At 34.0% G+C, this 23,455-nt stretch carries 26 protein-coding genes; 15 read left to right on the top strand and 11 right to left on the bottom strand.

Annotation, left to right across the window (positions count from 1 at the left end; all coding sequences use genetic code 11):
* Nucleotides 1-182: 182 nt before the first annotated feature.
* Nucleotides 183-1,229, bottom strand: coding sequence for a hypothetical protein (locus HNS40_RS18625; RefSeq protein ID WP_172283677.1), 1,047 nt, complete (start codon nt 1,227-1,229; stop codon nt 183-185).
* Nucleotides 1,230-1,409: 180 nt separating this feature from the next.
* Here HNS40_RS18625 and HNS40_RS18630 point away from each other — a divergent pair, with 180 nt between their 5' ends.
* Both HNS40_RS18630 and HNS40_RS18635 read left to right on the top strand, forming a co-directional pair.
* On the top strand, nt 1,410-2,570 hold the full coding sequence (locus tag HNS40_RS18630; protein WP_172283679.1) for a 4Fe-4S dicluster domain-containing protein: 1,161 nt from the start codon (nt 1,410-1,412) through the stop codon (nt 2,568-2,570).
* Nucleotides 2,571-2,874: 304 nt separating this feature from the next.
* On the top strand, nt 2,875-3,711 hold the full coding sequence (locus HNS40_RS18635; protein WP_172283681.1) for a hypothetical protein: 837 nt from the start codon (nt 2,875-2,877) through the stop codon (nt 3,709-3,711).
* A gap of 241 nt (nt 3,712-3,952) precedes the next feature.
* Here HNS40_RS18635 and HNS40_RS18640 read toward each other — a convergent pair whose 3' ends face one another.
* The 3 genes from HNS40_RS18640 to HNS40_RS18650 all read right to left on the bottom strand — a co-directional run bounded on the left by HNS40_RS18640 (nt 3,953) and on the right by HNS40_RS18650 (nt 5,816).
* Entirely contained in the window at nt 3,953-4,390 is a 438-nt protein-coding gene (locus HNS40_RS18640; protein ID WP_172283683.1) for a hypothetical protein, read from the bottom strand.
* Between the two features lie 283 nt (nt 4,391-4,673).
* A complete protein-coding gene (locus tag HNS40_RS18645; protein WP_172283685.1) occupies nt 4,674-5,258 on the bottom strand; it encodes a hypothetical protein in 585 nt (194 codons plus the stop codon).
* 264 nt (nt 5,259-5,522) lie between these two features.
* The gene (locus tag HNS40_RS18650; protein ID WP_172283687.1) at nt 5,523-5,816 is read right to left on the bottom strand and encodes a hypothetical protein; all 294 of its coding nucleotides are present in this window, start codon (nt 5,814-5,816) and stop codon (nt 5,523-5,525) included.
* 514 nt (nt 5,817-6,330) lie between these two features.
* Here HNS40_RS18650 and HNS40_RS18655 point away from each other — a divergent pair.
* Entirely contained in the window at nt 6,331-7,494 is a 1,164-nt protein-coding gene (locus HNS40_RS18655; RefSeq protein WP_172283689.1) for a hypothetical protein, read from the top strand.
* Nucleotides 7,495-7,506: 12 nt separating this feature from the next.
* On the opposite strand, the gene HNS40_RS18660 is transcribed toward HNS40_RS18655, so the two are convergent.
* From HNS40_RS18660 to HNS40_RS18675, 4 genes are all read right to left on the bottom strand, one after another.
* Nucleotides 7,507-8,217 carry a DUF4276 family protein gene (locus tag HNS40_RS18660; protein ID WP_172283691.1) on the bottom strand — a complete coding sequence of 237 codons (711 nt, stop codon included), beginning with the start codon at nt 8,215-8,217 and terminating at the stop codon, nt 7,507-7,509.
* The gene (locus HNS40_RS18665; RefSeq protein ID WP_172283693.1) at nt 8,217-9,365 is read right to left on the bottom strand and encodes an AAA family ATPase; all 1,149 of its coding nucleotides are present in this window, start codon (nt 9,363-9,365) and stop codon (nt 8,217-8,219) included. Before HNS40_RS18665 ends, HNS40_RS18660 begins: the two co-directional genes overlap by 1 nt.
* A 253-nt stretch (nt 9,366-9,618) precedes the next feature.
* A complete protein-coding gene (locus HNS40_RS18670; RefSeq protein WP_172283695.1) occupies nt 9,619-9,882 on the bottom strand; it encodes a hypothetical protein in 264 nt (87 codons plus the stop codon).
* A gap of 49 nt (nt 9,883-9,931) precedes the next feature.
* A complete protein-coding gene (locus HNS40_RS18675) occupies nt 9,932-10,711 on the bottom strand; it encodes a vWA domain-containing protein (protein ID WP_172283697.1) in 780 nt (259 codons plus the stop codon).
* A gap of 79 nt (nt 10,712-10,790) precedes the next feature.
* Here HNS40_RS18675 and HNS40_RS18680 point away from each other — a divergent pair, with 79 nt between their 5' ends.
* Nucleotides 10,791-11,363 carry a hypothetical protein gene (locus HNS40_RS18680; protein ID WP_172283699.1) on the top strand — a complete coding sequence of 191 codons (573 nt, stop codon included), beginning with the start codon at nt 10,791-10,793 and terminating at the stop codon, nt 11,361-11,363.
* 166 nt (nt 11,364-11,529) lie between these two features.
* On the opposite strand, the gene HNS40_RS18685 is transcribed toward HNS40_RS18680, so the two are convergent.
* The 3 genes from HNS40_RS18685 to HNS40_RS18690 all read right to left on the bottom strand — a co-directional run bounded on the left by HNS40_RS18685 (nt 11,530) and on the right by HNS40_RS18690 (nt 12,496).
* Nucleotides 11,530-12,000 carry a hypothetical protein gene (locus HNS40_RS18685; RefSeq protein ID WP_172283701.1) on the bottom strand — a complete coding sequence of 157 codons (471 nt, stop codon included), beginning with the start codon at nt 11,998-12,000 and terminating at the stop codon, nt 11,530-11,532.
* Nucleotides 12,001-12,120: 120 nt separating this feature from the next.
* The gene (locus HNS40_RS23550; protein WP_256367557.1) at nt 12,121-12,249 is read right to left on the bottom strand and encodes a hypothetical protein; all 129 of its coding nucleotides are present in this window, start codon (nt 12,247-12,249) and stop codon (nt 12,121-12,123) included.
* A gap of 67 nt (nt 12,250-12,316) precedes the next feature.
* A complete protein-coding gene (locus HNS40_RS18690) occupies nt 12,317-12,496 on the bottom strand; it encodes a hypothetical protein (RefSeq protein WP_172283703.1) in 180 nt (59 codons plus the stop codon).
* A 204-nt stretch (nt 12,497-12,700) separates the two neighbouring features.
* Between HNS40_RS18690 and HNS40_RS18695 the strand changes: the two genes are divergently transcribed.
* The 11 genes from HNS40_RS18695 to HNS40_RS18745 all read left to right on the top strand — a co-directional run bounded on the left by HNS40_RS18695 (nt 12,701) and on the right by HNS40_RS18745 (nt 23,340).
* Nucleotides 12,701-15,769, top strand: coding sequence for a type I restriction endonuclease subunit R (locus tag HNS40_RS18695; protein WP_172283705.1), 3,069 nt, complete (start codon nt 12,701-12,703; stop codon nt 15,767-15,769).
* 24 nt (nt 15,770-15,793) lie between these two features.
* Complete coding sequence (locus HNS40_RS18700; RefSeq protein WP_172283707.1) at nt 15,794-17,413, top strand: class I SAM-dependent DNA methyltransferase; 1,620 nt, start codon at nt 15,794-15,796, stop codon at nt 17,411-17,413.
* On the top strand, nt 17,406-18,731 hold the full coding sequence (locus HNS40_RS18705) for a restriction endonuclease subunit S (RefSeq protein ID WP_172283709.1): 1,326 nt from the start codon (nt 17,406-17,408) through the stop codon (nt 18,729-18,731). The genes HNS40_RS18700 and HNS40_RS18705 overlap by 8 nt, the downstream gene beginning before the upstream one ends.
* Before the next feature lie 128 nt (nt 18,732-18,859).
* A complete protein-coding gene (locus HNS40_RS18710) occupies nt 18,860-19,192 on the top strand; it encodes a hypothetical protein (RefSeq protein ID WP_172283711.1) in 333 nt (110 codons plus the stop codon).
* 1 nt (nt 19,193) lies between these two features.
* A complete protein-coding gene (locus HNS40_RS18715; protein WP_172283713.1) occupies nt 19,194-20,039 on the top strand; it encodes a mismatch-specific DNA-glycosylase in 846 nt (281 codons plus the stop codon).
* 41 nt (nt 20,040-20,080) lie between these two features.
* Nucleotides 20,081-21,022, top strand: a complete 942-nt coding sequence (locus tag HNS40_RS18720; protein WP_172283715.1) for a DUF4268 domain-containing protein — start codon at nt 20,081-20,083, stop codon at nt 21,020-21,022.
* 25 nt (nt 21,023-21,047) lie between these two features.
* Nucleotides 21,048-21,368, top strand: a complete 321-nt coding sequence (locus HNS40_RS18725) for a hypothetical protein (RefSeq protein ID WP_172283717.1) — start codon at nt 21,048-21,050, stop codon at nt 21,366-21,368.
* 3 nt (nt 21,369-21,371) lie between these two features.
* Nucleotides 21,372-22,154, top strand: a complete 783-nt coding sequence (locus HNS40_RS18730; protein ID WP_172283719.1) for a hypothetical protein — start codon at nt 21,372-21,374, stop codon at nt 22,152-22,154.
* Between the two features lie 104 nt (nt 22,155-22,258).
* Nucleotides 22,259-22,621, top strand: a complete 363-nt coding sequence (locus tag HNS40_RS18735) for an AlpA family transcriptional regulator (RefSeq protein WP_172283721.1) — start codon at nt 22,259-22,261, stop codon at nt 22,619-22,621.
* Nucleotides 22,611-23,009 carry a hypothetical protein gene (locus HNS40_RS18740; protein WP_172283722.1) on the top strand — a complete coding sequence of 133 codons (399 nt, stop codon included), beginning with the start codon at nt 22,611-22,613 and terminating at the stop codon, nt 23,007-23,009. Before HNS40_RS18735 ends, HNS40_RS18740 begins: the two co-directional genes overlap by 11 nt.
* Nucleotides 22,996-23,340 (top strand): hypothetical protein, encoded by a 345-nt coding sequence (locus HNS40_RS18745; RefSeq protein ID WP_172283724.1) that lies wholly within the window; start codon nt 22,996-22,998, stop codon nt 23,338-23,340. The genes HNS40_RS18740 and HNS40_RS18745 overlap by 14 nt, the downstream gene beginning before the upstream one ends.
* Nucleotides 23,341-23,455: the final 115 nt, after the last annotated feature.

Below are 23,455 nucleotides of genomic sequence, written 5' to 3' on the forward strand. Positions count from 1 at the left end.
GCCTTTTTTGTATCACCGAAAATGAGGTCATTTCGAAGGAGAAGCATTGGCTGCGACTGAGAAATCTGTTGTAATTGATGATTTATACCAATGATGAAATGACCTTTTGTTTGAGGTAATAATAAATTGTTACTCTTATTTGATGAGCTTGCCGTGCGTTTATGGTTTTTAATGTGTCCCAATCAAAGTTGAATAACAATTCCAGCTCCAATATTCAATTGGTTTATATTAATGACTCTTTCATCTTTTAGTACTGTAGTTTCAGTCTTATTTTTATTGGTCCAAGTAATTTTCTCTATTTCTCCAATAGAATAATTAGCATGTATCATCAAACCAAATCCTTTACTAATGATTCTTGTTAGGCTTGTTCCAAAACCATATCCAAAGGTATTTCCCTTTGTTAGGACTTCGTAATTGATTATAGTTATTTTCTCCTTATAAATCATCGGCCCTAGGTTTGCACTGATATTTAATTTTGTTTTCTTATTGCGAGTTCTAAGAAATAAAAGACCCTCTATGGCAAAGTAATTAATTGCGATATCTACATGAGAACGAAGTCCTATCATTCCAGGAATACTCTCTATATTATGATTAAAATAGATATTTCCACTGCCTTTGCTTCTAGAATAATTGTATAAAACACCTATTGAAAAGTTTGATTCTGTACAATAATGAGCAGATGTGGCTATAAAAAAACCATTTTTTACTTCTTTGATTAGTTGTTGTTGAGCAGGAGGTATATCGGTAGATTGATTCAATTTCCTCTGCATATATCCCGATCTCATATTGATTTCAAATCGACCGGGTTCTATATTTCTATGAAGCCTTTTGGTCTTTTTTACTTTGCTCCATCTAATATCTTTAACAATATCCTTATGATTTATTTTCTCTGAATAAACTAAGAATTCGCCTTCTCTTTTAAGAATGTTGCAATATATGGTATCATCTTTATGGTTTACGAAATAATGAGAGGTTTCTAAGTCTAATAGCTCTTTGTTTTTTAGATTTTGCACATAATAATCCTTTTGATAGGAGGATAGTTTTTGTTTGTTGGCGTATTCCTTAATAAACTTTGAATTTTCCCAGTACTTATAAAAAATGATGCTATCAGAAATAGTAATGATTTTACAATTAATGGTGTCATTGATTTTGTTTACAAGGATATCTTGAGCAATTGTAGAAAAATGAAATAAGAGGAAGCTGAGAATAATTAAGACATATGGTTTCATGATCATAAGGTTAAATGCTTTTGCTAAAATAAAAATAATCTTCTGTGATTTTACATTTGGGCAAAAAAAACGGATGGTTTTTGAATTTCCATATGCTCTGTCCTGCTTTATGCTAATGCATTTTTGAGCTTTTAATCGGAACAGACTGTTTTTATTCCTGAAAACTTATATCTTTACTTCATGGTATATTTGCTAATCATCATGGTACTGGGTTTATTGTTTTTTCTTCCCATAAAAGGAAAATTTAAACTAATAAAAGAGACTCCGAAAACTCGAATCAGCGAGCGGAATATTATGTTTTCAAGGAGTGAAATCACAAGAAGAACTGAGCTGCAAGAACAATATTACAAGGACTTTCCTGAACATAAAGACTTGGATGAGGTTTGGCAAAAGAAAGCAGGTTTGGGTGCTAAAGAATCACAATTCTACGCTCCTCTAAGTTTCAAAGCTTCCGAGGCTAGTTTTCATACCATAGAATTTCTAAGACCCATTGTTAACGGTGCAGTGAATCCTATTCCAGAGGAAATAAGCGCAGAAAAACTCACCGAGTTTGTTTTAAATTGGGGAAAGAAGTTAGGAGCCATTTCTGTTGGTATTTGTGATTTGAAAAAGGAACATCTCTATACTGAAAGAGGAAGAGGGGAGGCCTACGGAAAAAAAGTGGAGAATAATCATCGTTTTGGCATCGCTTTTACAGTGGAGATGGACGAGGAGTATTTGTCTACAGGTCCTGCCGGTCCTACTCTTATGGAATCTGCCTATCAATATTTAAATAGTGGGGTCATTTCCATTCAAATAGCAGAGTTTTTAAGAAGAATGGGTTTCGAATCCAGAGCACATATCGATGGGGATTACGAATTAATAGCACCTTTAGTAGCACGAGATGCAGGACTAGGAGAATTAGGTAGGATGGGGCTCTTAATGACTCCTGAATTGGGGCCAAGAGTAAGAATAGGTGTCATTACTACCAATGCCCCGCTCATCATTAGTGAAAGAAAGCCAGATTATAGTGTTCATCAATTTTGTAACTGGTGTATGAAATGCGCAGTGGTTTGCCCAAGTCAAGCCATCCCCAAAACTCCCATCGAAGAATTAGATGGAGCCCAAAGATGGAAAATCAATCATGAAAAATGTTTCGGTTATTGGTGTACTTCAGGAACCGATTGCGGACGTTGCATGAGCGTTTGTCCTTATGCTCATAAAAATAATGGACTGCATAATTTCGTACGTTGGGGAATTAGAAATAATGTATTCTTCCGTTATGTTGCGGTTCACCTTGATGATGTTTTCTATGGCAAGAAACCCAAGCCGAAAAAAGTTCCTGATTGGCTGGAAGGGTAGACATACAAATATTACTTCGAAATTAGCATTATAAATTCATTTGTTTCAGCATTATCAGTAAGGAATAGGGTGCTGGTTACTGGTTACTGGTTACTGGTTGCTGGTTGCTGGTTGCTGGTTGCTGGTTGCTGGTTGCTGGTTACTGGTTACTGGGTTCTGGGTTCTGGGTTTTGGGTGCAGGGTTGTTTACTTTTTGTGAAATGGTGATTCTCGTTTATATCTTCTATTTGAATTTTATTTGGCTTGTGATACACATAGAATATTTTTTTACCTTTGAGTTATTCATCTCATAAAACATCCACTTATGACTTCTTATAGCGATAAAGATGACGATCAACGAATAGAAAATGGTTTAAAGAAGAAAGCCCTAGAGGAAAAATATGGTGCTCACTTTAGCCAGCATTCAGATCTACCTCCCGAAATGGAAAGTGATTGGTTAAAGCATATCGAATTATTTGAACAACAATATGCTCAGCAGAAAACCACCACTGTTTTTGATTATTTGGAACAGCCTTCTTACCTACAATTAAGCGAATTAAATGATGCTCAAATAAGTGAAGAATTACATCGTATTTTAACTTTGATGAACGAAGGAGGAATTTCTTTAAGTGCCTTATGTGAAGTAGATGATAAGGAATTATATCGTTTTATTATCGACGAATTATTTGTTTATGAAATGGACGATATGAAGATTCCTGGAATGATGAGCTGCTTTACTTATGAAGAATTTCATCCCAATGCCAAATGGGATATCAATCAGGCCATAGATTACTTCTTTAGCTTCACCATGGGAAAGCATGAAAATATAGGAGGTGATGGCTATGATCTTCTGTATATAGATTCTAAAAATTTTATCAGCCATAAAGGGGAGGCTATTCCAGAAGAAAGGCTTATAAAAACCATCAATAACTTCCTCAAATCTTTTGACTCCTTCGAAATTATCAAAAAGGAAATAGAGACATTGGAGCTTAACGAGGAAAAGACAGATGCTACTGCGTATCTGGATATGGAATACAAAGCCATTTATAATAGCGGAAAAGAATGGATGGATTATAAAGGTGAGGCCATATTTAAATTGCATCCCGGTAATTATGGAGGTTGGGAAATATATGCTATGGATTTTCCGGGTTTAGAGCTTTAGTTTTTGCTCAATAGTGTCCTCTTTATTATTGGAGATTTATTGCTACGCTTTGGAATTATGGATGTTTTAGCAAGGAAAAGGAAGAAGGTTTTTACTTTTGGTATCAATAGCGTCCTAATAATTATTAAAGATTCCTTGCTACGCATCGGAATGACAACTATTTTGGTAACTCATAAGGAATAAGGGCTTTGCTTTTGGCATTGAAAAAAGCAAAGCCCTTATTCCTTACTATCAAACCCTCTTATTTCTCTTCTTCTGATTCAAAGAATTCTTTTACAGCTTCTTTAAAATCCTCACGCTCTTGTTCTAAATTGCTTTTGAATTCCTCCCAGTTTTCTTCTGAGATATTCTTAGCATTTTTGGTTTTTTCCTCAATTAATTCACCTTGTTTTTTAAGATTGTCAAGGACTTTTTGTCTGTTCTCATCTAGTTTTTCACCAGAGTCATCTAGTTTCTCCTCAAAATCACTTAGCTCATCCTTAAACTCGTTTAAAGTCTCGTTTAACTCAGCTTTCAGCTCTTTTTGTTCTGCTTTGAGCTTGTTTTTAAACTGATCTACTTTTTGTTCCAATTTACTTTTCTCGTCATTATTGTCTTGATTGTCCATGTCACAAGCATTGAAGCTGAATAAGAAAAGTAAACTTGCTAAAATAAGTACTTGATTATTAATAGTTTTCATTGTCGTTTTGTTTAGTTTTTATCGGCAGCAAATATAAGTATTTCGTTGAATTAATCTTTATTGAAACTACGGTATTAGGTAAATTCATTCTTTCATTTTTAATGAACAATTCAATGATTTTTTTAAAGAAAAAGCGGTCCACTGATTACCTTGATTTTTACAGATTAATTAATCGCATGTAATTTTTCTGTATAATACTCGTTTTATTCCTTTTTAGTAGCGGATAATGAAGGGGTTATTAAGTGGTCGATTCATCCATTATTGATTTGGTTCTAGGAGTTTCCTATAGATTTATCTGTTCATAAGCGCCACATTCAAAGTCTTGGTCGTCTCTTTGGTCATTTCGGTTTAGACTGCACAAGAGGTCATCTTCCCAAAAGTCAGATTGGTATTTTTTACAAGATTTACAAAGCTCTGGAATAGGAAGATTGCTTAAGTCCATAGGACTCCCATCATCATTAAAAATCCCACTTTTAAAGCTATACTCTTCATTTACTTGTGCTTCATCAGAATCTGGATCTAGAATTACAAAGAGACATATATCCTGAAACCCCTCGTATTTTACCCATTCTTCTATCAGTTTCATCTTTTCAAGATAAACCTCCTTTTTAATATGCCAATAAATAGAGAAGTCCTCATCTCCAAATTCCCAGTAGTCATAAATAAAATTTCCTTCGCCCAATAACCACTCTATCTTCTTTACTAAACCTGGCATAAAGGATTCTTTATCGGTTCCCATATCTCTAGCTAATTGGAATGATTCAATAATAGAATCCTCAGCTTTATGATTTTCAAATTTAGAGCCAGCATAAAAATGTTTCTTAATTTCGTTTTTAAACCAAAAGGATTGGTATATATAGCCTTTCATGATGTTAATTTATAGGATTAGGCTTTCAAAGGTAGGGATTTTGTAGGAATGGGGCTTGTTTGTTTTTCCTTAGAATGAGAATGAAAATGTATAAGGTTTGATTTTTTATCTAATAATGAAGCTTATTAAACTAGAGAAATAACTACTAAAAAACATCAAAAGCTGTAGAGAAAGAAAAAGCCTTTATGGTTTTATTGCTTTATAGAAAAGATTAAAAGGAGTGTAATATCCATAAAGCATCTAATAATTTCATAAACAAGAAGTTTACCTTAACAGATACCAAATATCCTTAACAATCAATTCACGTTTAGATTTATTGTTTTTCTGTAAGGCGGTAATATGAGTAGCCCCAAGCTTTTTAGCTAGTGCAATGTTTTTCATTTCCTCATCAAAATTATGGGTATGTCCAATCTTCAATACTTTAAAATCACCTTCCTTTTGCTGGCGAAGATAAATAAATACTCCTCCAACTATAGTGAGTTTAGCGGGTAATGAGTAAGTATGGAATAGGTACTTTTGACCTGACTTTCCTTTAATGTTTATTGTTGATGGTTTCATGTTTGAGCTTTTTGTCTACTTCCCGATACAAAAAGTAATTAGTATTGGAAATCAGATAGATGTATTTATTAGGTACAGATAAGGTACATAAAGATGCGTAGGAGTGCAAAAAGGAGCTTTTTGTCTGTCACACAGAACTTCACTTTCTATGAGAAAATCTAAAGTACTTTCACAAATGGAAAGTAAAGCTTTATCCAGTCAAAATGATTAAGTAGGTTTCTTGCTCAGCTAAGATAAATAGGCAATAGTACAAATATGTTCCACATTATCAAAAGTGAGTACAAGCTAAGAACGGTCAAGATAGAATTTAGCTTTGTATAATGAAGAAAGCAAGGGCCTTAAAGTATTTTTGCATGTATTCTGTAAAAGGGTTAATTTTAAGGAATTATTTTAAGCTATTTTATTATTGTATGGTTTCTTGGCATGTTTTTCCTATTATAGGAGTCCAGTTCTTGGAAATCATTCGCTAATCTAAATTCTAATAAATTAAAAAAACCACATAAAAAGTCAACTTATGAATGTAGTAAAATACATCTTCCGCAACACTAATGATTTTACTGTATCACATACAAAACTTGATAAGATTAAAAGGGATTGTCCAATTGCTGTTATTCCATTCCAACTTGTATGGGCAAGAGATTCCTTAAAAAATAAAGTTAAAACTATTTTCAAGCTCAAATATTTGCCGAATGAAAATTTATTACAGAAAATTGCGGAAGAGATTTTTATGGCGGAAGTCTTTGGAGATAAAGAGGATTTAGGGGTGGTTTTGTTCGATATCATGCTGTGGCACCAAAATAGAAGCTGGGAATTAGATAATCTTACTGAATCAGATACTAGAAAAGCAAACGCATTAGAGGGTATGACTGTTTTAAGTAGAAAGAGGTACTTAGAGTATACAACACCAAGGTTAAAACTATTATTGAAGAATCATCAGCCTATTGTGACATTTTTAATTTTTCCTCTAGTAGCAAAGACACCAATAAGATCAATTATGTATTTTATTGATATTCAGTCGAGATTCTCTTTCAACTCTATCAGGAAAGCCAAACATAAATATGCAGATGATATAATTAGCTATTTGTATGAGGTCCTAATCCTAAATCAGAAATCAGCAAATAAGCTACATTCTTTAGTGAAACATATTTATGAAGCCGAACATCAAAAGAAAGATTCTATTTTACTTAGGACTGAAATTGATGCTATTTCAGAAGTAGATACGATTATTACTTATTTAAAGGCATCAATTGAAAAAAACACAACGCTGGTTGGTTATACATTTAATATCCCGAAACTTGAAGAGAAAAAAGAACATAAAAAAAGAATAAAGGCTATTGAAAATAATGTTTTGGAAGATGTGAAAAAGAAGTCATATTTCAAGATGTTTATGGATGGAATCAGTTCAGCCCAGATTGAGAATCTAAATAATTACAGAACAGGTTTATTACATAAAAAGGGAGTTTCTTCAAACCAGCCTCAAGAGTTTTATGGTAGCCAAGACTCTTATAAGTCACTTACTAAAATGTTTGACTTTTTAATGGGGCAGCATCGCGAAAATTCAATCTTAATTATTGCAACATTAGCATTGCTTACTGATGAATTAGTAAAGTTGGATAAACCTAATTTTAATTTATCAGACTTGCCTGTGAATAGCTTATTTAATGACCATGTTGACTGAAATGAAACCTGACTAATGAAAGATTTCTTCAATCTCACCAATCAATTGACCTATTGACGAAATTCGGTTATGAGTATTGAAATAAATGTTATGATAATCCATTGCGTTTATAGTTCTTGTAATTGAAGCATTTTTCTTCCTGTAGGACTTACCAACCAATTGGTAGACATCGTTAAGCATCTTAGCTGGTTCATCAATAAGTTCCGTATTGTACGTACTAGGATTAAATCCAAAATGAGTTTCAATAAAGACTGGTGTTAGACCAGCATCAATATTTTGAAAATGATTTTCTTCCGCAATGAACCATGATTCTATTTCCATAATACTCAAGACAAAAGAGATGGGAATGTCTTTCTGAGGTAATTTATAATTTAATCCAGTCAACAATCTGTGGGTATTCTGTCTTTCTACATCTGGATACACATCCCTAAGGCCAATAATCTTAGAATAACCTGATTTAATAAGTCCATTACGCTGATCTAGAATATAAGACTTAATAGAACTATCGCCCCCACAATTATAAATTAAAATATAATACCTTTTTTCACCATCGATTATTGGTGATTCAATAGACGTAAGTGTTATCTTAGTTTTAGGACTTCCCATAATAGCTTTAATCTCAAACATTATGTCTTTTTCACCAAACACTTCTGCAAGTAATTTCTTAACAAATTCCTGTTCGGTTAACCCTTCGACAAAAAATGCTATTTTGCTGGTAGCCATTATTCAAAACCTTCTTTAAAGAAATCAGTTGAAAAGAAATCGAAATTATTTAATCCAGTATATTTGAAATCTTCAAATTTCTCTTTGGAATTGAACTTATTATGAACTTCAACAACTCCTCTTTTCCTTGTGATAATCTGCCAAAATTCAAGATTAGTATTGTTCATCACAAACTTATCATTAGTAGTCATATTTAGCTGAACGTCAATATCATTAGTCTTTTTTATAAGAAGTGATATTAATTTAGATGATCTCTCGAAATCTAATCCTTCCCCTATATCGTCGATTAATATATTCGATTTCCGATTTTCAAGAGCATAATAATTATAATGAATTATTATAGAGAGTGCTCTAAACATACCATCAGACATTTCATATTGATCAGTAAATCCATCTCTATCTTTCTCAAAGACACGAAGTCCTACCACTTTTGCGCCAATATGCGAATCTACTCTTATGCTTTGAAGAATCCCTGTATCTATTTTTGAGACATTATATCCTATTTCATTAAAATCATTAACTACCCTTTGCAAATATTCATCACGATGTTTTGCTACTCCTTTTTTAAAATTACGTATAGTTAAAGTACCCTCTTTATCTTCACTCTTATCTGATGAAGCTTTATTTGTTCCCAATAAGGCTAATGTATGCTTCTCATCATCCGTTGCAAATCGAAAATGCCTAGTATTTGATGCCCATTGATATAATTTTTCTAAGTAAGGATACTGAAACTCGTCTCGCCTATGAGCAACTAATTCATTTGTCGGGATTTTGAATTTCACCTTCTTGCCCTCTGCTCCTAGGCTGTAATTAAGTATTTCCCCTTCTCCACTTCTTTTTCTATAATAAAGCTCAATCCCGTTTTGCAATAATATTTCTTTATTGATAATCCCATTAGTGTATTCTAAATCATATTCAATTTTCACTCCATCTAAAGTCAAGAAACAGGCCTTATAATATCCTGAATTATATTTTATCTTGGCATCAGTTAGTACCTTCGCAAGGCCTGAAATCACATTTAAAGTTCTTGTTTTTCCAGACGCATTACTACCTACAAATAAATTCACTTTACCAAGCTTAAATTCTTTTACTTCCCAGTGTCTGGGAAGGCTTTGATATTCACTATAAGAAAACTTTTCAAGAATCATGACGTTTTATTTGATTAATTATTTAACAAAAATAAGAAAAATACAGCAAGTATCTTCATCACATGACTTTAATCTATCTTTCTTTAGTACGGAATATCAAATTGGATTTTATATCCCATCAACCAAAGGTCAATGCTCGGTATCATCAGATATTACAGCCTAATTGATACATTTACTTGAGTACACTACATGAGAACACATAACATATTGATTATCTGTATTCACAACCTCACCCCAAGGCTTAATGATTAGTTTATTTTTGTGACTTCTTTAATAGCATTTCAACTGCGGAAGGTGCCTTCTTAACCTTTAGCTGTTGCGGTAGCTTTATAAGCTCAGTTAGAGCCTTAACGACATCTAAATACTCACGAGGATTGGTGTAATCAAGTAGGAAAATCCCCTTAGGTAGCACTTGTTTGATGGCTAATGATTCTAACTCGCTTATTTCTTCAGGTAGATGTTCAATACTATTTGAGGGAATAGTTGGGCTTATTATCTTAGGTTGATTAGCCCTCATCTTTTTCGCCTTATTGAGCTGAACTCTAAGCTTAGCCTCCTTTGGTAGATTATGAGGATAGTTGTTCCATGCTTTTATAGTGTTGATTGTACTTTATTATTCTTTTACGTCTTGGAATATCGCTAAGGTTCATCCTTCTGTTTAGTGCTGAAAGAAGTCTTCTTTTATTTGTCTTAATGTTCTCCTTTTCAGGATTATCAACTCTGTTTTGTTTCTCCCTGTCCGCCATCGAGAAGCGAATTTCATTGCACATTAAAATACTTTCGGATACTCTTTCTGCTGTTGAGTAAAAGACGTCTCTGGTTCCTAAAGAATCTGACGCGAACTTTATGGCTCTCTTTTCATCAATCCCAAATGTAGCAGCAACCTTAATGGCATCCTGATTGGCTCCTAAATACACAAACTGCCAATTATGTTTGCTTTCCATCTTTTTTATTAGATTGTGGACTTTACTTAAAGTGAATTTTTCACTTGCGTTTTCATATCCATCAGTTATGATAACAAAAACGGTTTGTTCATTTGTCTCTATATCTAACTTGTTTTTTATTGGTTTATTCCTCTTGATAGTAATACCAATAGCATCTAATAGAGCTGTTAGACCTCTAGGAATGAAACTATACTTATTTAGTTCTGGACAGTTTGAGAGAGGGGTGTTTTCAAAGACTTTATCGTACTTATCATCGAATTGGTATAAACTGATTAGAGTATTAGGATTAGATTCTATTTGTTTCTTGATAAAAGAGTTGAATCCTAAAATAGTTTCTTCTTTGATGGAATCCATTGAACCAGATCGGTCAAGGAGCATGATGATGTTTGTCTTGTTTTCCATTTTATATCTTATATTTAATTATTTTTGACAATAGTATAAAACGAACATGCAGTCTTTCTGCATTTCAAAAATTAAATTCATGCCAACTAATTTAAACGCTCTTATTAGGTACAAAGCGATAGATACCTGCTTGAAAAATAAGTATATTCGATGTACAATACCACGGCTACGGGAAGCTTGTTCAGAAGTCCTAGGTGAAAAAAGAGGAATCTATAAGAAGGTGGGGAAAAGGACAATACAGGACGATATCAGGGTGTTGAGGAGCGATATTTTGGGCTTTAATGCTCCCATTGAAGTTCAAGATGGAGTATACTTTTATAGTGATGAGAATTATTCAATATTTAATATTCCATTTAATCAGGAGGACATTTTGAGAGATGTTTTGGCAATCTTAACAAGAGATGGTCGCTTTAGTAAGGATGAAGAATTAGAATCGCTCGTAATAAGAATTGCAGAATTATTGGGGGACAATGTATCTAAATATTCTCCGTCAAAGGAGTACATTGATGTAACAGGAACAGAGGAATTTAAAGTAATAGGCAATAAAGTTCATGAAGACTTGGATATTAGATTTTGCTATGCAGATATCACAAGAGATGATGACATTATTAAAAGCGGTATTAGTTGGAATGATATTCTATCTGTTCTTTAGGTATACTATAGTTAGTTTGTATGAAAAGACCTAGTTGTGGCTATCAATCCTAGGTCAATGCCCAGTAAGAGTGAACTTTTCAGTACAATTGACCCTATTTAAAGATTAGTTATAAGGAAGGTGCTATAAAGTATAGAAAGTCAGTGTTTTATATTAAATAAGACTGTTATGACTTTGGTAGCGATGAATACTTTTCCAAAAAGAGTTCCATAGCAGATTTCTTAGGTACTGTTTTAATACCCTCAGGAAGCTGAATTAGGGTACTTAATGCCTTAGTCACTTCTAAATACTCCTTAGCACTACTCACATAGTCTAGTAGGAATACACCTTTGGTTAGGGCTGCTTTAATGGCGTGATGTTCTAATTCTTTTATGGTATCGGGTAAATTTTCACTAATGATATGCTTGGGGTATTTAACAGGGGCTTGTTTTGGTAAAGACTTGGTTCTTTGTAACTGGTTCACCTTAATTCTTAATTGAACCTCCTCAGGTAGATTGTTAGGATAATCATCCCATGCTTTTATCGTGTTTTTTGATATCTTAAACTTCTTAGCTGTCTTGTAATAGGAGTGACCATTATTTCTCAAATACTTGAGTACACCTTCCTTAAATTCTTCACTATAGTTCCTTGCAGCCATGCTGTAAAAATACAAATAATGCTTTCTTAAAGGTGTTTTTAAGTAGCTGATTTATTAACATTTAGTGTTGTTTTTCAAGTTATAACAAGCTTCTAAAGATTGTATTGTAATCTGTATTTGCTACTTTTTAGTCTTTTCGCTAAGCTTGCGAATAGTTTCTTTTGACTTAGCTCTTATCAATTCTCTTTCTGCTGGGCTGAGCCTCATTATTTTTCGTGCTGCTATTCGTGCCATTTCTTTTGTGTTCATCTGTTATAATTTGATTAATGATAATTGGTTTCTAGAAGCCTCTCCATAAGTTATGATACCTTCGAGCCTATTTCTTCTTGGACTGTTCGCTGAGCTTGCGTAAGGTTTCTTTCGACTGCTCTCTTATCCTTGCTCTTTCCTCTGGTGGGAGCTTCATTATTCTTTGAGCTAACCTCTGGGCTAATGCTTTTTTTATCATTGCTTCTTTCTTGGCCTCTGGATTTAGTGTATCTTCTTTTTTGCTCATCTGTTATGAAGTTTGTGTTCCATTGACTCCTACTGGAGCTAAACCTAACCTTTTTTTTTTCTTTCTTGCAAAGTTAATCATCAAGAACAAATATATCAACTACAAACAAAACGAGTAACTAACATTTAAGGAAACAAAATAAATGATGATTATTTTTTAATGTGTGTATGAAAAATCCCTAATTTTAACCATTAATATAAACGCATGGCAAAGTTTAACGAAGATTCTAGAGTTAAGATTCCTACTATACTGCACCTCATCAAATTGGGATACAAATATCTCTCCCTTAGCAATGAAGTATGGGACGATTCAACAAACATATTCACAGAGATATTTAAGGAGAGTATCCAAAGGCTGAACCCTGATTTGGATGGAAAAGATATTGCTAGGACTTATGACGAGTTATCACTAGCCTTGGAAAATGAAGATCTAGGTCGGGTGTTCTATGAAAAGCTCATTGATCAATCAGGAACACGCTTGATAGACTTTGATAACTTCTCTAATAATACCTTGAATGTTGTAACAGAGCTAACCTACAAAAAAGATGATGAAGAGTTCAGACCAGATATCATATTATTGATTAATGGGATGCCCCTTGCTTTTATTGAAGTAAAGAAACCCAATAACAGAGATGGAATCCTTGCTGAGCATAAGCGCATGAAGACTCGCTTCGCGAATAAGAAATTCAGGAAGTTTGCCAATATCACTCAGTTGATGGTATTCTCTAATAACATGGAGTATGATGATAGTACATCATTACCCTTAGAAGGAGCCTTCTATTCAGCTACATCATACAAGAGTCCTGTATTCAATTATTTTAGAGAAGAAGAGGATTTTGATTTGACATCTTTACTAATGGAAGTAGATAATGAAACAGAAATAGAAGTCCTTAAAGATAATAACCTGTTAAGTATTAAGGACTCACAGGAGTTTATTATCAATAAAAAGCCTGATACTCCAACGAATAGGATATGTACTTCTTTGTTTCAACCTGATAGACTGTCCTTTGTATTAAGGTATGCTATTGCCTATGTAAAGGAGTCTGGTGGATTGGAAAAGCATATCATGCGTTATCCTCAGCTATTTGCCACAAAGGCAATTGAAAAGAAGCTTGAAGAAGGTGTGAAGAAAGGTATCATCTGGCATACACAAGGGAGTGGTAAAACAGCCTTGGCCTACTATAATGTGAAGTTCCTAACCGATTATTACCAATCAAAGGGTGTGGTTCCTAAGTTTTATTTTATTGTGGACAGACTGGATCTATTAACTCAGGCCAGTAGAGAGTTTAAGGCTCGTGGCTTAATTGTGCACCCTATTAGTACTCGTGAAGCTTTTGCACAGGAAATTAAGTCAACCAGTGTTATCCATAACCATTCGGGTAAAGCTGAAATTACAGTGGTGAATATTCATAAGTTTAAGGACGACCCAAATGTGATTGAAAATAGTGACTATAACCTGAATATTCAAAGAGTTTTCTTTTTAGATGAAGTACATAGAAGTTATAATCCAAAAGGGAGTTTTCTGGCTAACTTAGAACAAGCTGATAAAAACTCTGTTAAGATTGGACTAACTGGTACTCCATTGCTGGGTGAAGATTATAACTCCAAATCTCTTTTTGGGAGCTATATCCATAAGTACTATTATAATGCTTCCATAAAGGATGGCTACACTTTAAGACTAATACGTGAAGAAATTGAAACCAACTATAAGCTCACTTTGCAGGATGCTTTAAAGGAGATTGAAATACTTAAAGGTGATGCTGATAGGGGCACCGTTTATGCCCATCATAAGTTTGTGGAACCCATGCTCGATTATATTATTAAAGACTTTGAGAGGGCTCGCATTTCTATGGATGACAATTCTATAGGAGGGATGGTGATTTGTGATTCTTCTGATCAAGCAAAAAAGATGTTTGAGATTTTTCAAGAGAGTTATGCTGCTCATGGAGGTTTAAGGTCACAGGCTGCTGACGAAGCTGAAGGCTATGGATATAAGAAAAAGAAGAACAGCAAAGTAAAGACTGCCCAGGTGATATTGCACGATGTAGGCAATAAAGAAGAGCGTAAAAATTGGGTAGAGCAGTTTAAAGCAGGCGAAACAGATTTCTTATTTGTTTATAATATGTTACTCACAGGTTTCGATGCCAAGCGATTAAAGAAGCTTTATATTGGTAGGGTGATTAAAGCTCATAACCTACTCCAAGCATTAACCCGAGTGAATAGGACCTATAAAAAGTTTAAATATGGGTATGTAGTCGATTTTGCCGATATTCAGAAGGAATTTGATAAGACCAACCGTGAATATTTTAATGAGTTGCAGTCTGAACTGGGTGATGAAATGGAGCATTACTCCAATATCTTCAAGCAACCAGAAGAAATAGAAAGGGAAATTATAGAGATAAAAGATGCGCTCCTTCACTTCAATACAGAGAATGCAGAATATTTCTCTCAGCAAATAAGTGAGATCAATGATAGGTCGGAGATGCTAAAAATAACCAGAGCTTTAAACAATGCTAAAGAATTATACAACATCATTCGTTTGTCAGGTAATTTTGAACTGCTCGATAAACTCGACTTTCAAAAACTAACGATGCTTTCTCGTGATGCCAATAACCGACTGGCTCTTATCAACACCAAGGAGACTCTTGAAAACAGTGTGGACACCACTAACCTCCTCAATATAGCTTTAGAAGATGTCATCTTTGCTTTCACTAAAGTAAAAGAAGAAGAAATGATATTGGCTGATCAATTAAAGAATACTTTGCAACGAACTAGGGAGCAATTGGGAGGTAACTTTGACCAAAATGACCCATACTTCATTTCACTTAAAGAAGAGTTAGAAAGGTTGTTTAAGAAGAAAAACCTAAGTGAGGTTTCCAAAGAAGAGATGGACGCCAATATTGAGGCTTTAAACATCATTTATAATAAAGCGAAAGAGCTGGAGAGAAAGAATCAATTACTGAGAGCTAAGTATCATAACGATGAAAAATATGCCCGTCTGCATAAAAGACTCACTGAGAAAGACCCTCTTACTGATAGCGAGAGTAAATTAGTAGAAGCATTACAGGGATTGAAAAAGGATGTAGATATGCAGATAGAGCGTAATTCCAAGATGCTTGAAAACGAAAATTATGTGGAGCGGATGATTTTAAGGTTAGTGATAGAACAATTTAAAAATAAGCAACACATTCCTATGGATGTGACTACCAGTAAACGAGTCAATTTAATGGTAGTAAAAGAATACATGGATGAATTTTATGGCAGAACAGCCTAAACTTAAAAAAGATACTAAACAAGAATGACAACGAATATAGATTTTAAAGAAAAAACCATGCAGCTGATCGATAGTCTAAAATCGGTTTGTGCTAATTATGGTTTAGGGAATGATGGGAATGAGTTTAAGATTATCACACAAGTATTTTTGTATAAGTTCTTAAACGATAAGTTTATTAGCGAAATCAAGAGTATTGATACGAAATTAGCTAGTGATGAGAATTGGGAAGAGACTTTAAAGACTTATAGCGAAGACGACTATGAAATGCTAATGATGCAAATGCAAGAAGGCATTGCACGTATTAAGCCAAAGCATTTAATATCTAGTTTATACGAACAACAGAACAAGCCTAAGTTTGCTGATATATTTGACAATACATTGCTTGATATTGCCAAGGAGAACAGTGATATCTTTTCTGTAATCACAGAAGGAGGTGAGAAAATCACCTTATTTGAAAACCTCAGTAAATATGTAACAGACAATAGAGATGAGTTTTGTAAGGCCATAGTGAATAAGCTTACTGGCTTTAGTTTTGAGCATATCTTTAACGAGAAGTTCGACTTCTATGCTGCTATTTTTGAATATCTGATTAAAGACTATAATTCCAATGCTGGTGGTAAATATGCCGAATACTTTACTCCACATGCGGTTTCGAGAGTAATGGCAGAATGCCTAGTAAATGAGAAAGTTGAAAATGTTACTTGCTACGACCCGTCAGCAGGTTCAGGTTCCCTTTTAATGAACTTGGCACATAAAATAGGCGAAGAACAATGTACCATCTACTCTCAAGATATATCACAGAAATCTTCTAGTTTATTACGTCTCAATTTGATATTAAACAACCTAGTACACTCTATACCCAATGTTATCAAAGGAAATACTATTTTAGACCCTTATCATAAGGAAGATGGAGACTTGCAGAAGTTCAACTACATCGTATCTAATCCACCTTTTAAACTGGATTTCTCCGATTTTAGAGACGATTTAGATACCAAAGAAAACCAAAAACGCTTCTTTGCTGGCATACCAAAAGTACCTGCCAAGAAAAAAGAAAGCATGGCTATTTATTTGATGTTCCTGCAACATATCATCTATAGTTTAAACGAAACTGGTAAGGCAGCAGTAGTAGTTCCCACAGGCTTTATCACTGCTCAAAGTGGTATTGATAAGAAGATCAGGCAAAAGATGGTAGACGAGAAGATGTTAGCAGGTGTGGTCAGTATGCCCAGCAATATTTTTGCCACCACGGGAACCAATGTATCTGTGATATTTCTAAACAAACAAAACAAAGGAGATGTGGTTTTGATAGATGCCTCTAATCTGGGAACGACTGTGAAAGAAGGGAAGAATCAGAAAACCGTTTTGTCACCTGAAGAAGAGCAGCAAATCATAGATACTTTTAATCAAAAAGAAGCCAAAGAGGATTTCTCAGTAGTAGTAAGTTACGATGAAATCAAGAAGAAAAACTATTCACTTAGTGCTGGTCAGTATTTTGAAGTTAAAATTGAGTATGTGGATATTACTCGGGAAGAGTTTGATGATAAGATGAATGGTTTTAAGAGCAATCTAACCTTGCTTTTTTCTGAAAGTAAAGTTCTGGAAACCGAAATTCACAAGAATATGAAAGGGCTGGAGTATGAATAATTGGGAAAGTACAGAACTTCGGAAAGTGCTTCATGTCAAGCATGGTTATTCATTCAAAGGAGAGTACTTTTCAAATGATGGAAATTATATTCTTATTACTCCAGGGAACTTTTTTGAAGCAGGGGGCTTCAAATATACACCAGGCAAGGAAAAGTATTATACTGCTGAGTATCCTGCTGAATATTTATGTAAAAAAGGTGATCTTGTTGTAGCAATGACAGAGCAAGCTGCTGGTTTGTTAGGTAGTACTGCTTTGGTTCCAGTTGACAATGTATTCCTTCACAATCAGCGAATTGGATTAATTACGTTTGATGAAAAAAAATATGACAAACTATTTCTATATTATTTATTTAGAACAAAATCTGTCCGAGAACAAATTTCACTTTCATCAACTGGCTCAAAGGTTAAGCATACATCACCTGAAAGAATATACGATGTTCAAATACATGTTCCTGCACTACCTATTCAATTGGAAATAGGACGTGTATTATTTTCAATTGACGCCAAAATAGAACTCAACAACAAAATCAATAAAGAGTTGGAAGCCATGGCCAAGCTTATTTACGATTATTGGTTTGTGCAGTTTGACTTCCCCAATGAGGAGGGTAAACCCTATAAATCATCTGGTGGTAAAATGGTTTATAATGAGGAGTTGAAGCGATTGATTCCTGATGGGTGGGAGGTGAAGGAATTGAGTGAATTGGGGAATTTTAAGAATGGAGTAAATTATGACCCTTCCAATCCAGGAGACATACCATGTCCTATAATAAATGTAAGGAACATTAGTGCAAGTAGTTACTTCATAAAGAATGAAGATTTAGATATAATCTATTTAGACGAATCTGATGTTAGAAAGTACTCAGTGCATGATAGTAGTATAATTATTGCAAGAAGTGGAATCCCAGGTGCCACAAGATTAATATCAGATTTTTCTAACAATACTCTCTATTGCGGATTTGCAATTCATTACGACTTGAATAACATCAATAATAAGAATGTATTATTCTTTTTTTTAAAATCAATAGAGCAATTAATTCAGAGTGGTTCTGGTGGTACAATAATGAAAAATGTTAATCAAACTACCTTGAATGCACTAAAAGTAGTTATGCCAAATAATAAAGAAATTATAGCCAGTTTTAATAGGAAAATCAATCCGCTTTTTAAGAAGATGAATTTAATTCAAAAAGAAAATCAAGAGCTAACTTCACTACGAGACTGGCTCTTACCAATGCTAATGAATGGGCAGGTTACGGTAAAAGAAGATAAGGAGATGATTGGTATGGCTGAGGAGCTGGCTGCGAAATACGATAAACAGTAATTTATAGAATTATGAATGAGTGCCATAAAATATTATTAGAGACTTTGCCTTCAATTATACTTGGGGTAATTGCTCTTGTTGTTACAATAATATACAATATACATTCTCGGAGATTAGCAAATGAAAAAATGCGAAGGGAATTGTTTAAGGAGTTTAATGAAAGATACAATAGACTTAACAGTAGTTTACAATTAATAGAAGATGAGCACGCTAATGTAGATTCATTAAGTGATTGTGCCCCATTGTTTAATGATGTAATGGACTTTTTCAATTTATGTGCTGAGGAGTATTTCTGGAAAGATAGGCTTGGAAAGAGAATTTGGACAAGCTGGCATGATGGTATGAACTATTGGTATCAGAATGTTCCTATAATAAAGAAAATGTGGGATGAAGAACTGGATAAAGTGGGGCATAAAGCATATTACTTAAAAGAAGGTGAATCATTTTTTAAAGACAAATAATATGGTTGATAGTGAAAAAATAAGGCAGATTAACAAGGTTGTAGCAAAGTGTTTTGAAGTTAATACAGATGTTCAGAAAACTCCTGCAAAGAATCTCATGCCCGAATTTATTAAAGCTGGTATTTTTAATAAAGACCAGAGAGGAGGTTTGCCAATAAGAGAAATTCTAAGAGAATTAGATACACGAAATGAGCTAAGTAGGATTCCTTATGTTTTGCCAGAAAGAAAGAAGGTAAATACTTACTGGTATTTTGTGCCAATTCATAATGCGATTAATAATGATAAAAGTCAATTAATTGAAGCAAATATGGAATCAAAATCAATACCTGAAGTAGCAAAACCGCAAGATGTCTTGGATGATCTTATAACTGACAACTTGAATGTGGTTTTTTGTGGTACAGCTGTAGGGAATAAATCTGGTGAAAAGAAACTTTATTATGCAGGTATAGGGAATAAGTTTTACAAAACTCTTTTTGAAATAGGGCTTATACCAAGAGTATTTCTTCCAGAAGAATATAAACAGCTAATTCAGTATGGAATAGGGTTAACCGATTTGGCTAAAAGGAAATCAGGAAATGATATTGTAGTAGATGATGATGATTTTGATGTGAAACGTTTTTTAAAAGCAATACTTAAATTTAAGCCAAAGGTTGTATGTTTCAATGGTAAAGCTGCTGCATCAGTATATTTATTTGGGACAAAAGACCAAACACGAGACGTTGAATATGGTATACTTGATAAAAAGATAGGTGAAACACAATTATTTGTAGCTCCATCAACATCAGGAAGCGCAAATGCCTATTGGGATATTGATTACTGGAAACAAATTATTGACCTGATAGCTTAAATACATTTTACTTAAAGTAATTTACCACAATAAAAAAGCGCATGAAAATAGGAAGATTAAAAAAAGTTGATTTACGAGGAATCTGGGCAGGGGAGGCTACTGACTTTACTCCATGGTTGGCAAAAGAAGACAATATTGCTTTGTTATCAGAAACAGTAGGGATAGAACTAGAAGTAATTAGTGAAGAGAAGAGTGTAGGACCTTTTAGAGCAGATATCTTATGTAAGAGTACCATAGATGATACCTATGTGCTTATCGAGAACCAGCTTGAAAAAACAGACCACAACCATTTGGGGCAGCTCATGACCTATGCAGCAGGTTTAGAAGCAGTAACAATTATTTGGATTTCCAGCAAGTTTACTGATGAACATAGAGCTGCCTTAGATTGGTTAAATAGAGTAACAGATGAAAAGTTGAGGTTTTTTGGAATTGAAATAGAAGCCTATCAAATTGGTGAATCTATACCAGCACCTTTGTTTCAAATGGTTTCAAAACCCAATGACTGGACTAAAGCTATCCATAGTGAGCAAAAGCATACTGATTTAACACCTACTAAAGAACTAAATTTAGAGTACTGGTCTGAGATGAGAAAGTATTTTGAAGATTCAGGCACAAGACTTAAAACTCAAAAACCTTCACCTCAGCACTGGACCAACTTTGCCATTGGGAGAAGTGATTTTCACATGGCTGTAGTAGCAAGCGTCAGAGACAACTTTATCCGAGTAGAGCTTAATCTAGTAGGGCCAGTAGCTAAAGACCGATTTTTTGAATTGAAAGAGAAGTTTGAGACTTTATCATTTGAAAAAGTTGCCAATGATTTAGTTTGGGATGAGCTTGAAGGCAGAACTATGAGTTGGATGTACTTGAAAAAGGATGCTGATATTTCTAATAAAGACGACTGGTATAACCAATTTGCTTGGATTCAGGAGAAGCTGGAAAAGATGGATGCTTTTTTTAGACCTAAGATAAAACAGATTAAGTAGCAAGGCAAAGAAAATTGACAACGACATGAGTATTTTAGAGCTTGATAAAGACAAATTAAAGAGAGATTTAAAAATAGGTGAAAATCAAATCAAAGAGTATGTCGATAAATTCATTGAGTTTAATAAATGGGAGTCAAAACATATTTCATCTATAGATGAATGGGAGCTTATTAATGTCGGGGATAAGGATGTTTGTCGCTTATTAAATACTAGCCCCACTAGTTACAATGAAGGTACTGATACTTATTCCTATAAGGGGAAGCTGGTTTCGGTTTTTACGGGAGATCAGTATGAAATTGAGTTTGGGTATTATGACCAGTTTGAAGTTTTGGCAATAATCGAGTAGTGTATGGATAGACTTATCAAATTTATAAATACAGGAAGGGGAACTTATAAATGGGCAAATAGTGTTAATGGTCAATTTCTCTATAATGTTGAAAAAAATCACTATCAGCTTTTAAGATATACAGAGGATGGCCGTCAATATGAAATAGGCCTAAGTAAAAGAAATACATCAAACTGTCCTATTATAATTAAAGGTTTTATTGCATTTCTCATAAAAAACTGGGGGAAGCCGGAGGAATTGATTTTCAAAGAGTATCAAGCAATCTGTAGAGAAAAATTCATCAAAGTAGAAGCAATAAAGCCTGGGTCAATATTCCGAGACTTAAATAAAGAGTTTATTGACTTTCATGTTAAAGATGAAATGGTAAAGTTTGATTTCACTAAGACCATTAAAGGTTTTATTGGGGAGTCTGAGTTTGGCTTACTAAGCGAATTTTATAAGTCCTATAAGAAATTCAACAACCACAATAATCCTCAAAATTACAGGAGATCATACACTAACAATACAGAATTTGATGCCAAGGAATGGGCTGTGATTTTTTACTATACCTACTATTCTCATAAAGTAGAGGGAGATACTAATCCTAGCCTAATAAGCAATTTTCTCACCAATTATAATTTGAGTCTTGGAGAATCATCTTTTTTGACAAATTTTTACGAGATTAAAAGAATGATTGAAGGACGAAATAATCAAGTTATAGGTTATTTAGAAAATGTAAAAAAGTTTTTTGCAGATAATGACGAAATACTTGCTGAGATTAATGAAGATATAAGAGACATTCAATAAATATCTTTCTGTTAATAACTTTTACATGTTTTTTATGACTCTAGCCCCTAGCTAGCCCCCTAGAGGCACTGAATCTTTACACCATAATTTTAAAATTAATAATTATGGAAAAAGATTTTTTTAGTGAATTTTTGAATAGTTTAAAACCCTTTATCAAAGGGTGGATGAAAGAAGTTATTAGCGAAGACAGACCCAAAGTCTCAGCTAACGATAGTCAGCAAGATCGGTGGTTTAACCTTGATGGGATTGTGGAATATGACCCTGTCAATAGAACCAAGCCAACTTGGTATAGTATGGTTTCTAGAGGTCAAGTTCCATTTCACAAGACTTCGGGTCGCTTAATGTTTCTAAAGTCAGAAATCGATTCTTGGCTTAAATCAGGAAAGCATAAAACCAAATCTGAGATTAAAGCTGAAGTTCACACTTATTTGGTAAACAAAAAAAGAAAGGGCAATTATGAAAAATAGAAATCATAAAAACCCTTCGCGTCGTGTACCCAACAAAGATAGGCATTTTACTGTAAATTTCATAAGAAATGAGATTGAAAAAGGAATGCAAATTCCTTTCAATGAATTTCTTCAAAACTATCCGGAGATCGAAAGGTATAACAGAGTTTTGTACTTTGTTACAACAACAAACAAAGCAGCTTGTGAAGCAGTAATGGTTCCTGTTGAGGCAGGGACAAGGTATAAGGACACTTTAGAGTCAGCAGGGAAACTTGTTTCATCAGTAGATGATTTTACTTGCCCTTATACTGGATATGAAGCGAGATTTATAAGTACCAATCCTCAGGTATTTGATGAACTCAGAAAATCAGATAGTAACCAATTAAACCTATTTGATGATGAAGTCTAATAACATAAACCCCAAATTTCTGGATCTTGGTAATGCTCAAAAGATCAAGAGTCATGTAGATGAGCTTCTTCCAAATGTCAAAAATGATGATGAGAGCAATAAACAGATTTTTTCAGCTACTGAACTGCTAAACAGGGATGTCAAAGAAATCCCTCAATTATTGGAACCCATACTGCCCAAAGTCGGGCTTTGTGGGTTTGCTGGGAGTAGCGACACAGGGAAAAGTAGTTTTTTGCGTCAATTAGCTATTTCCGTTGGTCTTGGTGAACCTAAATTCTTAGGCTTTAAACTTAATGCCGAGAACAAAAAAGCTATTTATGGGTCAAGTTGAAATTCTGGGGGAATTGATTTTTACGCAAAAATATTTGTCAATCGAAAAAGGAAAAATTTGACATCTCTGACACCTCTGAATTCAGACCTAAAATGCTTTAATTTTGCGTTAAAGG

Origin of the sequence: Lentimicrobium sp. S6 (assembly GCF_013166635.1) — a bacterium.
Classification (GTDB): domain Bacteria; phylum Bacteroidota; class Bacteroidia; order Bacteroidales; family UBA12170; genus UBA12170.

Bases quoted from the DNA above. Each gene is read 5' to 3' on its own strand.
- HNS40_RS18630 (WP_172283679.1), top strand. From the start codon at position 1,410: ATGGTATATTTGCTAATCATCATGGTACTGGGTTTATTGTTTTTTCTT.
- HNS40_RS18745 (WP_172283724.1), top strand. From the start codon at position 22,996: ATGATGAAGTCTAATAACATAAACCCCAAATTTCTGGATCTTGGTAAT.
- HNS40_RS18670 (WP_172283695.1), bottom strand. From the start codon at position 9,882: ATGAGGGCTAATCAACCTAAGATAATAAGCCCAACTATTCCCTCAAAT.
- HNS40_RS18710 (WP_172283711.1), top strand. From the start codon at position 18,860: ATGCGAAGGGAATTGTTTAAGGAGTTTAATGAAAGATACAATAGACTT.
- HNS40_RS18665 (WP_172283693.1), bottom strand. From the start codon at position 9,365: ATGATTCTTGAAAAGTTTTCTTATAGTGAATATCAAAGCCTTCCCAGA.
- HNS40_RS18625 (WP_172283677.1), bottom strand. From the start codon at position 1,229: ATGAAACCATATGTCTTAATTATTCTCAGCTTCCTCTTATTTCATTTT.
- HNS40_RS18655 (WP_172283689.1), top strand. From the start codon at position 6,331: ATGAATGTAGTAAAATACATCTTCCGCAACACTAATGATTTTACTGTA.
- HNS40_RS18725 (WP_172283717.1), top strand. From the start codon at position 21,048: ATGAGTATTTTAGAGCTTGATAAAGACAAATTAAAGAGAGATTTAAAA.
- HNS40_RS18660 (WP_172283691.1), bottom strand. From the start codon at position 8,217: ATGGCTACCAGCAAAATAGCATTTTTTGTCGAAGGGTTAACCGAACAG.
- HNS40_RS18680 (WP_172283699.1), top strand. From the start codon at position 10,791: ATGCCAACTAATTTAAACGCTCTTATTAGGTACAAAGCGATAGATACC.
- HNS40_RS18675 (WP_172283697.1), bottom strand. From the start codon at position 10,711: ATGGAAAACAAGACAAACATCATCATGCTCCTTGACCGATCTGGTTCA.
- HNS40_RS23550 (WP_256367557.1), bottom strand. From the start codon at position 12,249: ATGAACACAAAAGAAATGGCACGAATAGCAGCACGAAAAATAATGAGG.
- HNS40_RS18715 (WP_172283713.1), top strand. From the start codon at position 19,194: ATGGTTGATAGTGAAAAAATAAGGCAGATTAACAAGGTTGTAGCAAAG.
- HNS40_RS18700 (WP_172283707.1), top strand. From the start codon at position 15,794: ATGACAACGAATATAGATTTTAAAGAAAAAACCATGCAGCTGATCGAT.
- HNS40_RS18645 (WP_172283685.1), bottom strand. From the start codon at position 5,258: ATGAAAGGCTATATATACCAATCCTTTTGGTTTAAAAACGAAATTAAG.
- HNS40_RS18685 (WP_172283701.1), bottom strand. From the start codon at position 12,000: ATGGCTGCAAGGAACTATAGTGAAGAATTTAAGGAAGGTGTACTCAAG.
- HNS40_RS18705 (WP_172283709.1), top strand. From the start codon at position 17,406: ATGAATAATTGGGAAAGTACAGAACTTCGGAAAGTGCTTCATGTCAAG.
- HNS40_RS18640 (WP_172283683.1), bottom strand. From the start codon at position 4,390: ATGAAAACTATTAATAATCAAGTACTTATTTTAGCAAGTTTACTTTTC.
- HNS40_RS18635 (WP_172283681.1), top strand. From the start codon at position 2,875: ATGACTTCTTATAGCGATAAAGATGACGATCAACGAATAGAAAATGGT.
- HNS40_RS18690 (WP_172283703.1), bottom strand. From the start codon at position 12,496: ATGAGCAAAAAAGAAGATACACTAAATCCAGAGGCCAAGAAAGAAGCA.
- HNS40_RS18740 (WP_172283722.1), top strand. From the start codon at position 22,611: ATGAAAAATAGAAATCATAAAAACCCTTCGCGTCGTGTACCCAACAAA.
- HNS40_RS18650 (WP_172283687.1), bottom strand. From the start codon at position 5,816: ATGAAACCATCAACAATAAACATTAAAGGAAAGTCAGGTCAAAAGTAC.
- HNS40_RS18720 (WP_172283715.1), top strand. From the start codon at position 20,081: ATGAAAATAGGAAGATTAAAAAAAGTTGATTTACGAGGAATCTGGGCA.
- HNS40_RS18695 (WP_172283705.1), top strand. From the start codon at position 12,701: ATGGCAAAGTTTAACGAAGATTCTAGAGTTAAGATTCCTACTATACTG.
- HNS40_RS18730 (WP_172283719.1), top strand. From the start codon at position 21,372: ATGGATAGACTTATCAAATTTATAAATACAGGAAGGGGAACTTATAAA.
- HNS40_RS18735 (WP_172283721.1), top strand. From the start codon at position 22,259: ATGGAAAAAGATTTTTTTAGTGAATTTTTGAATAGTTTAAAACCCTTT.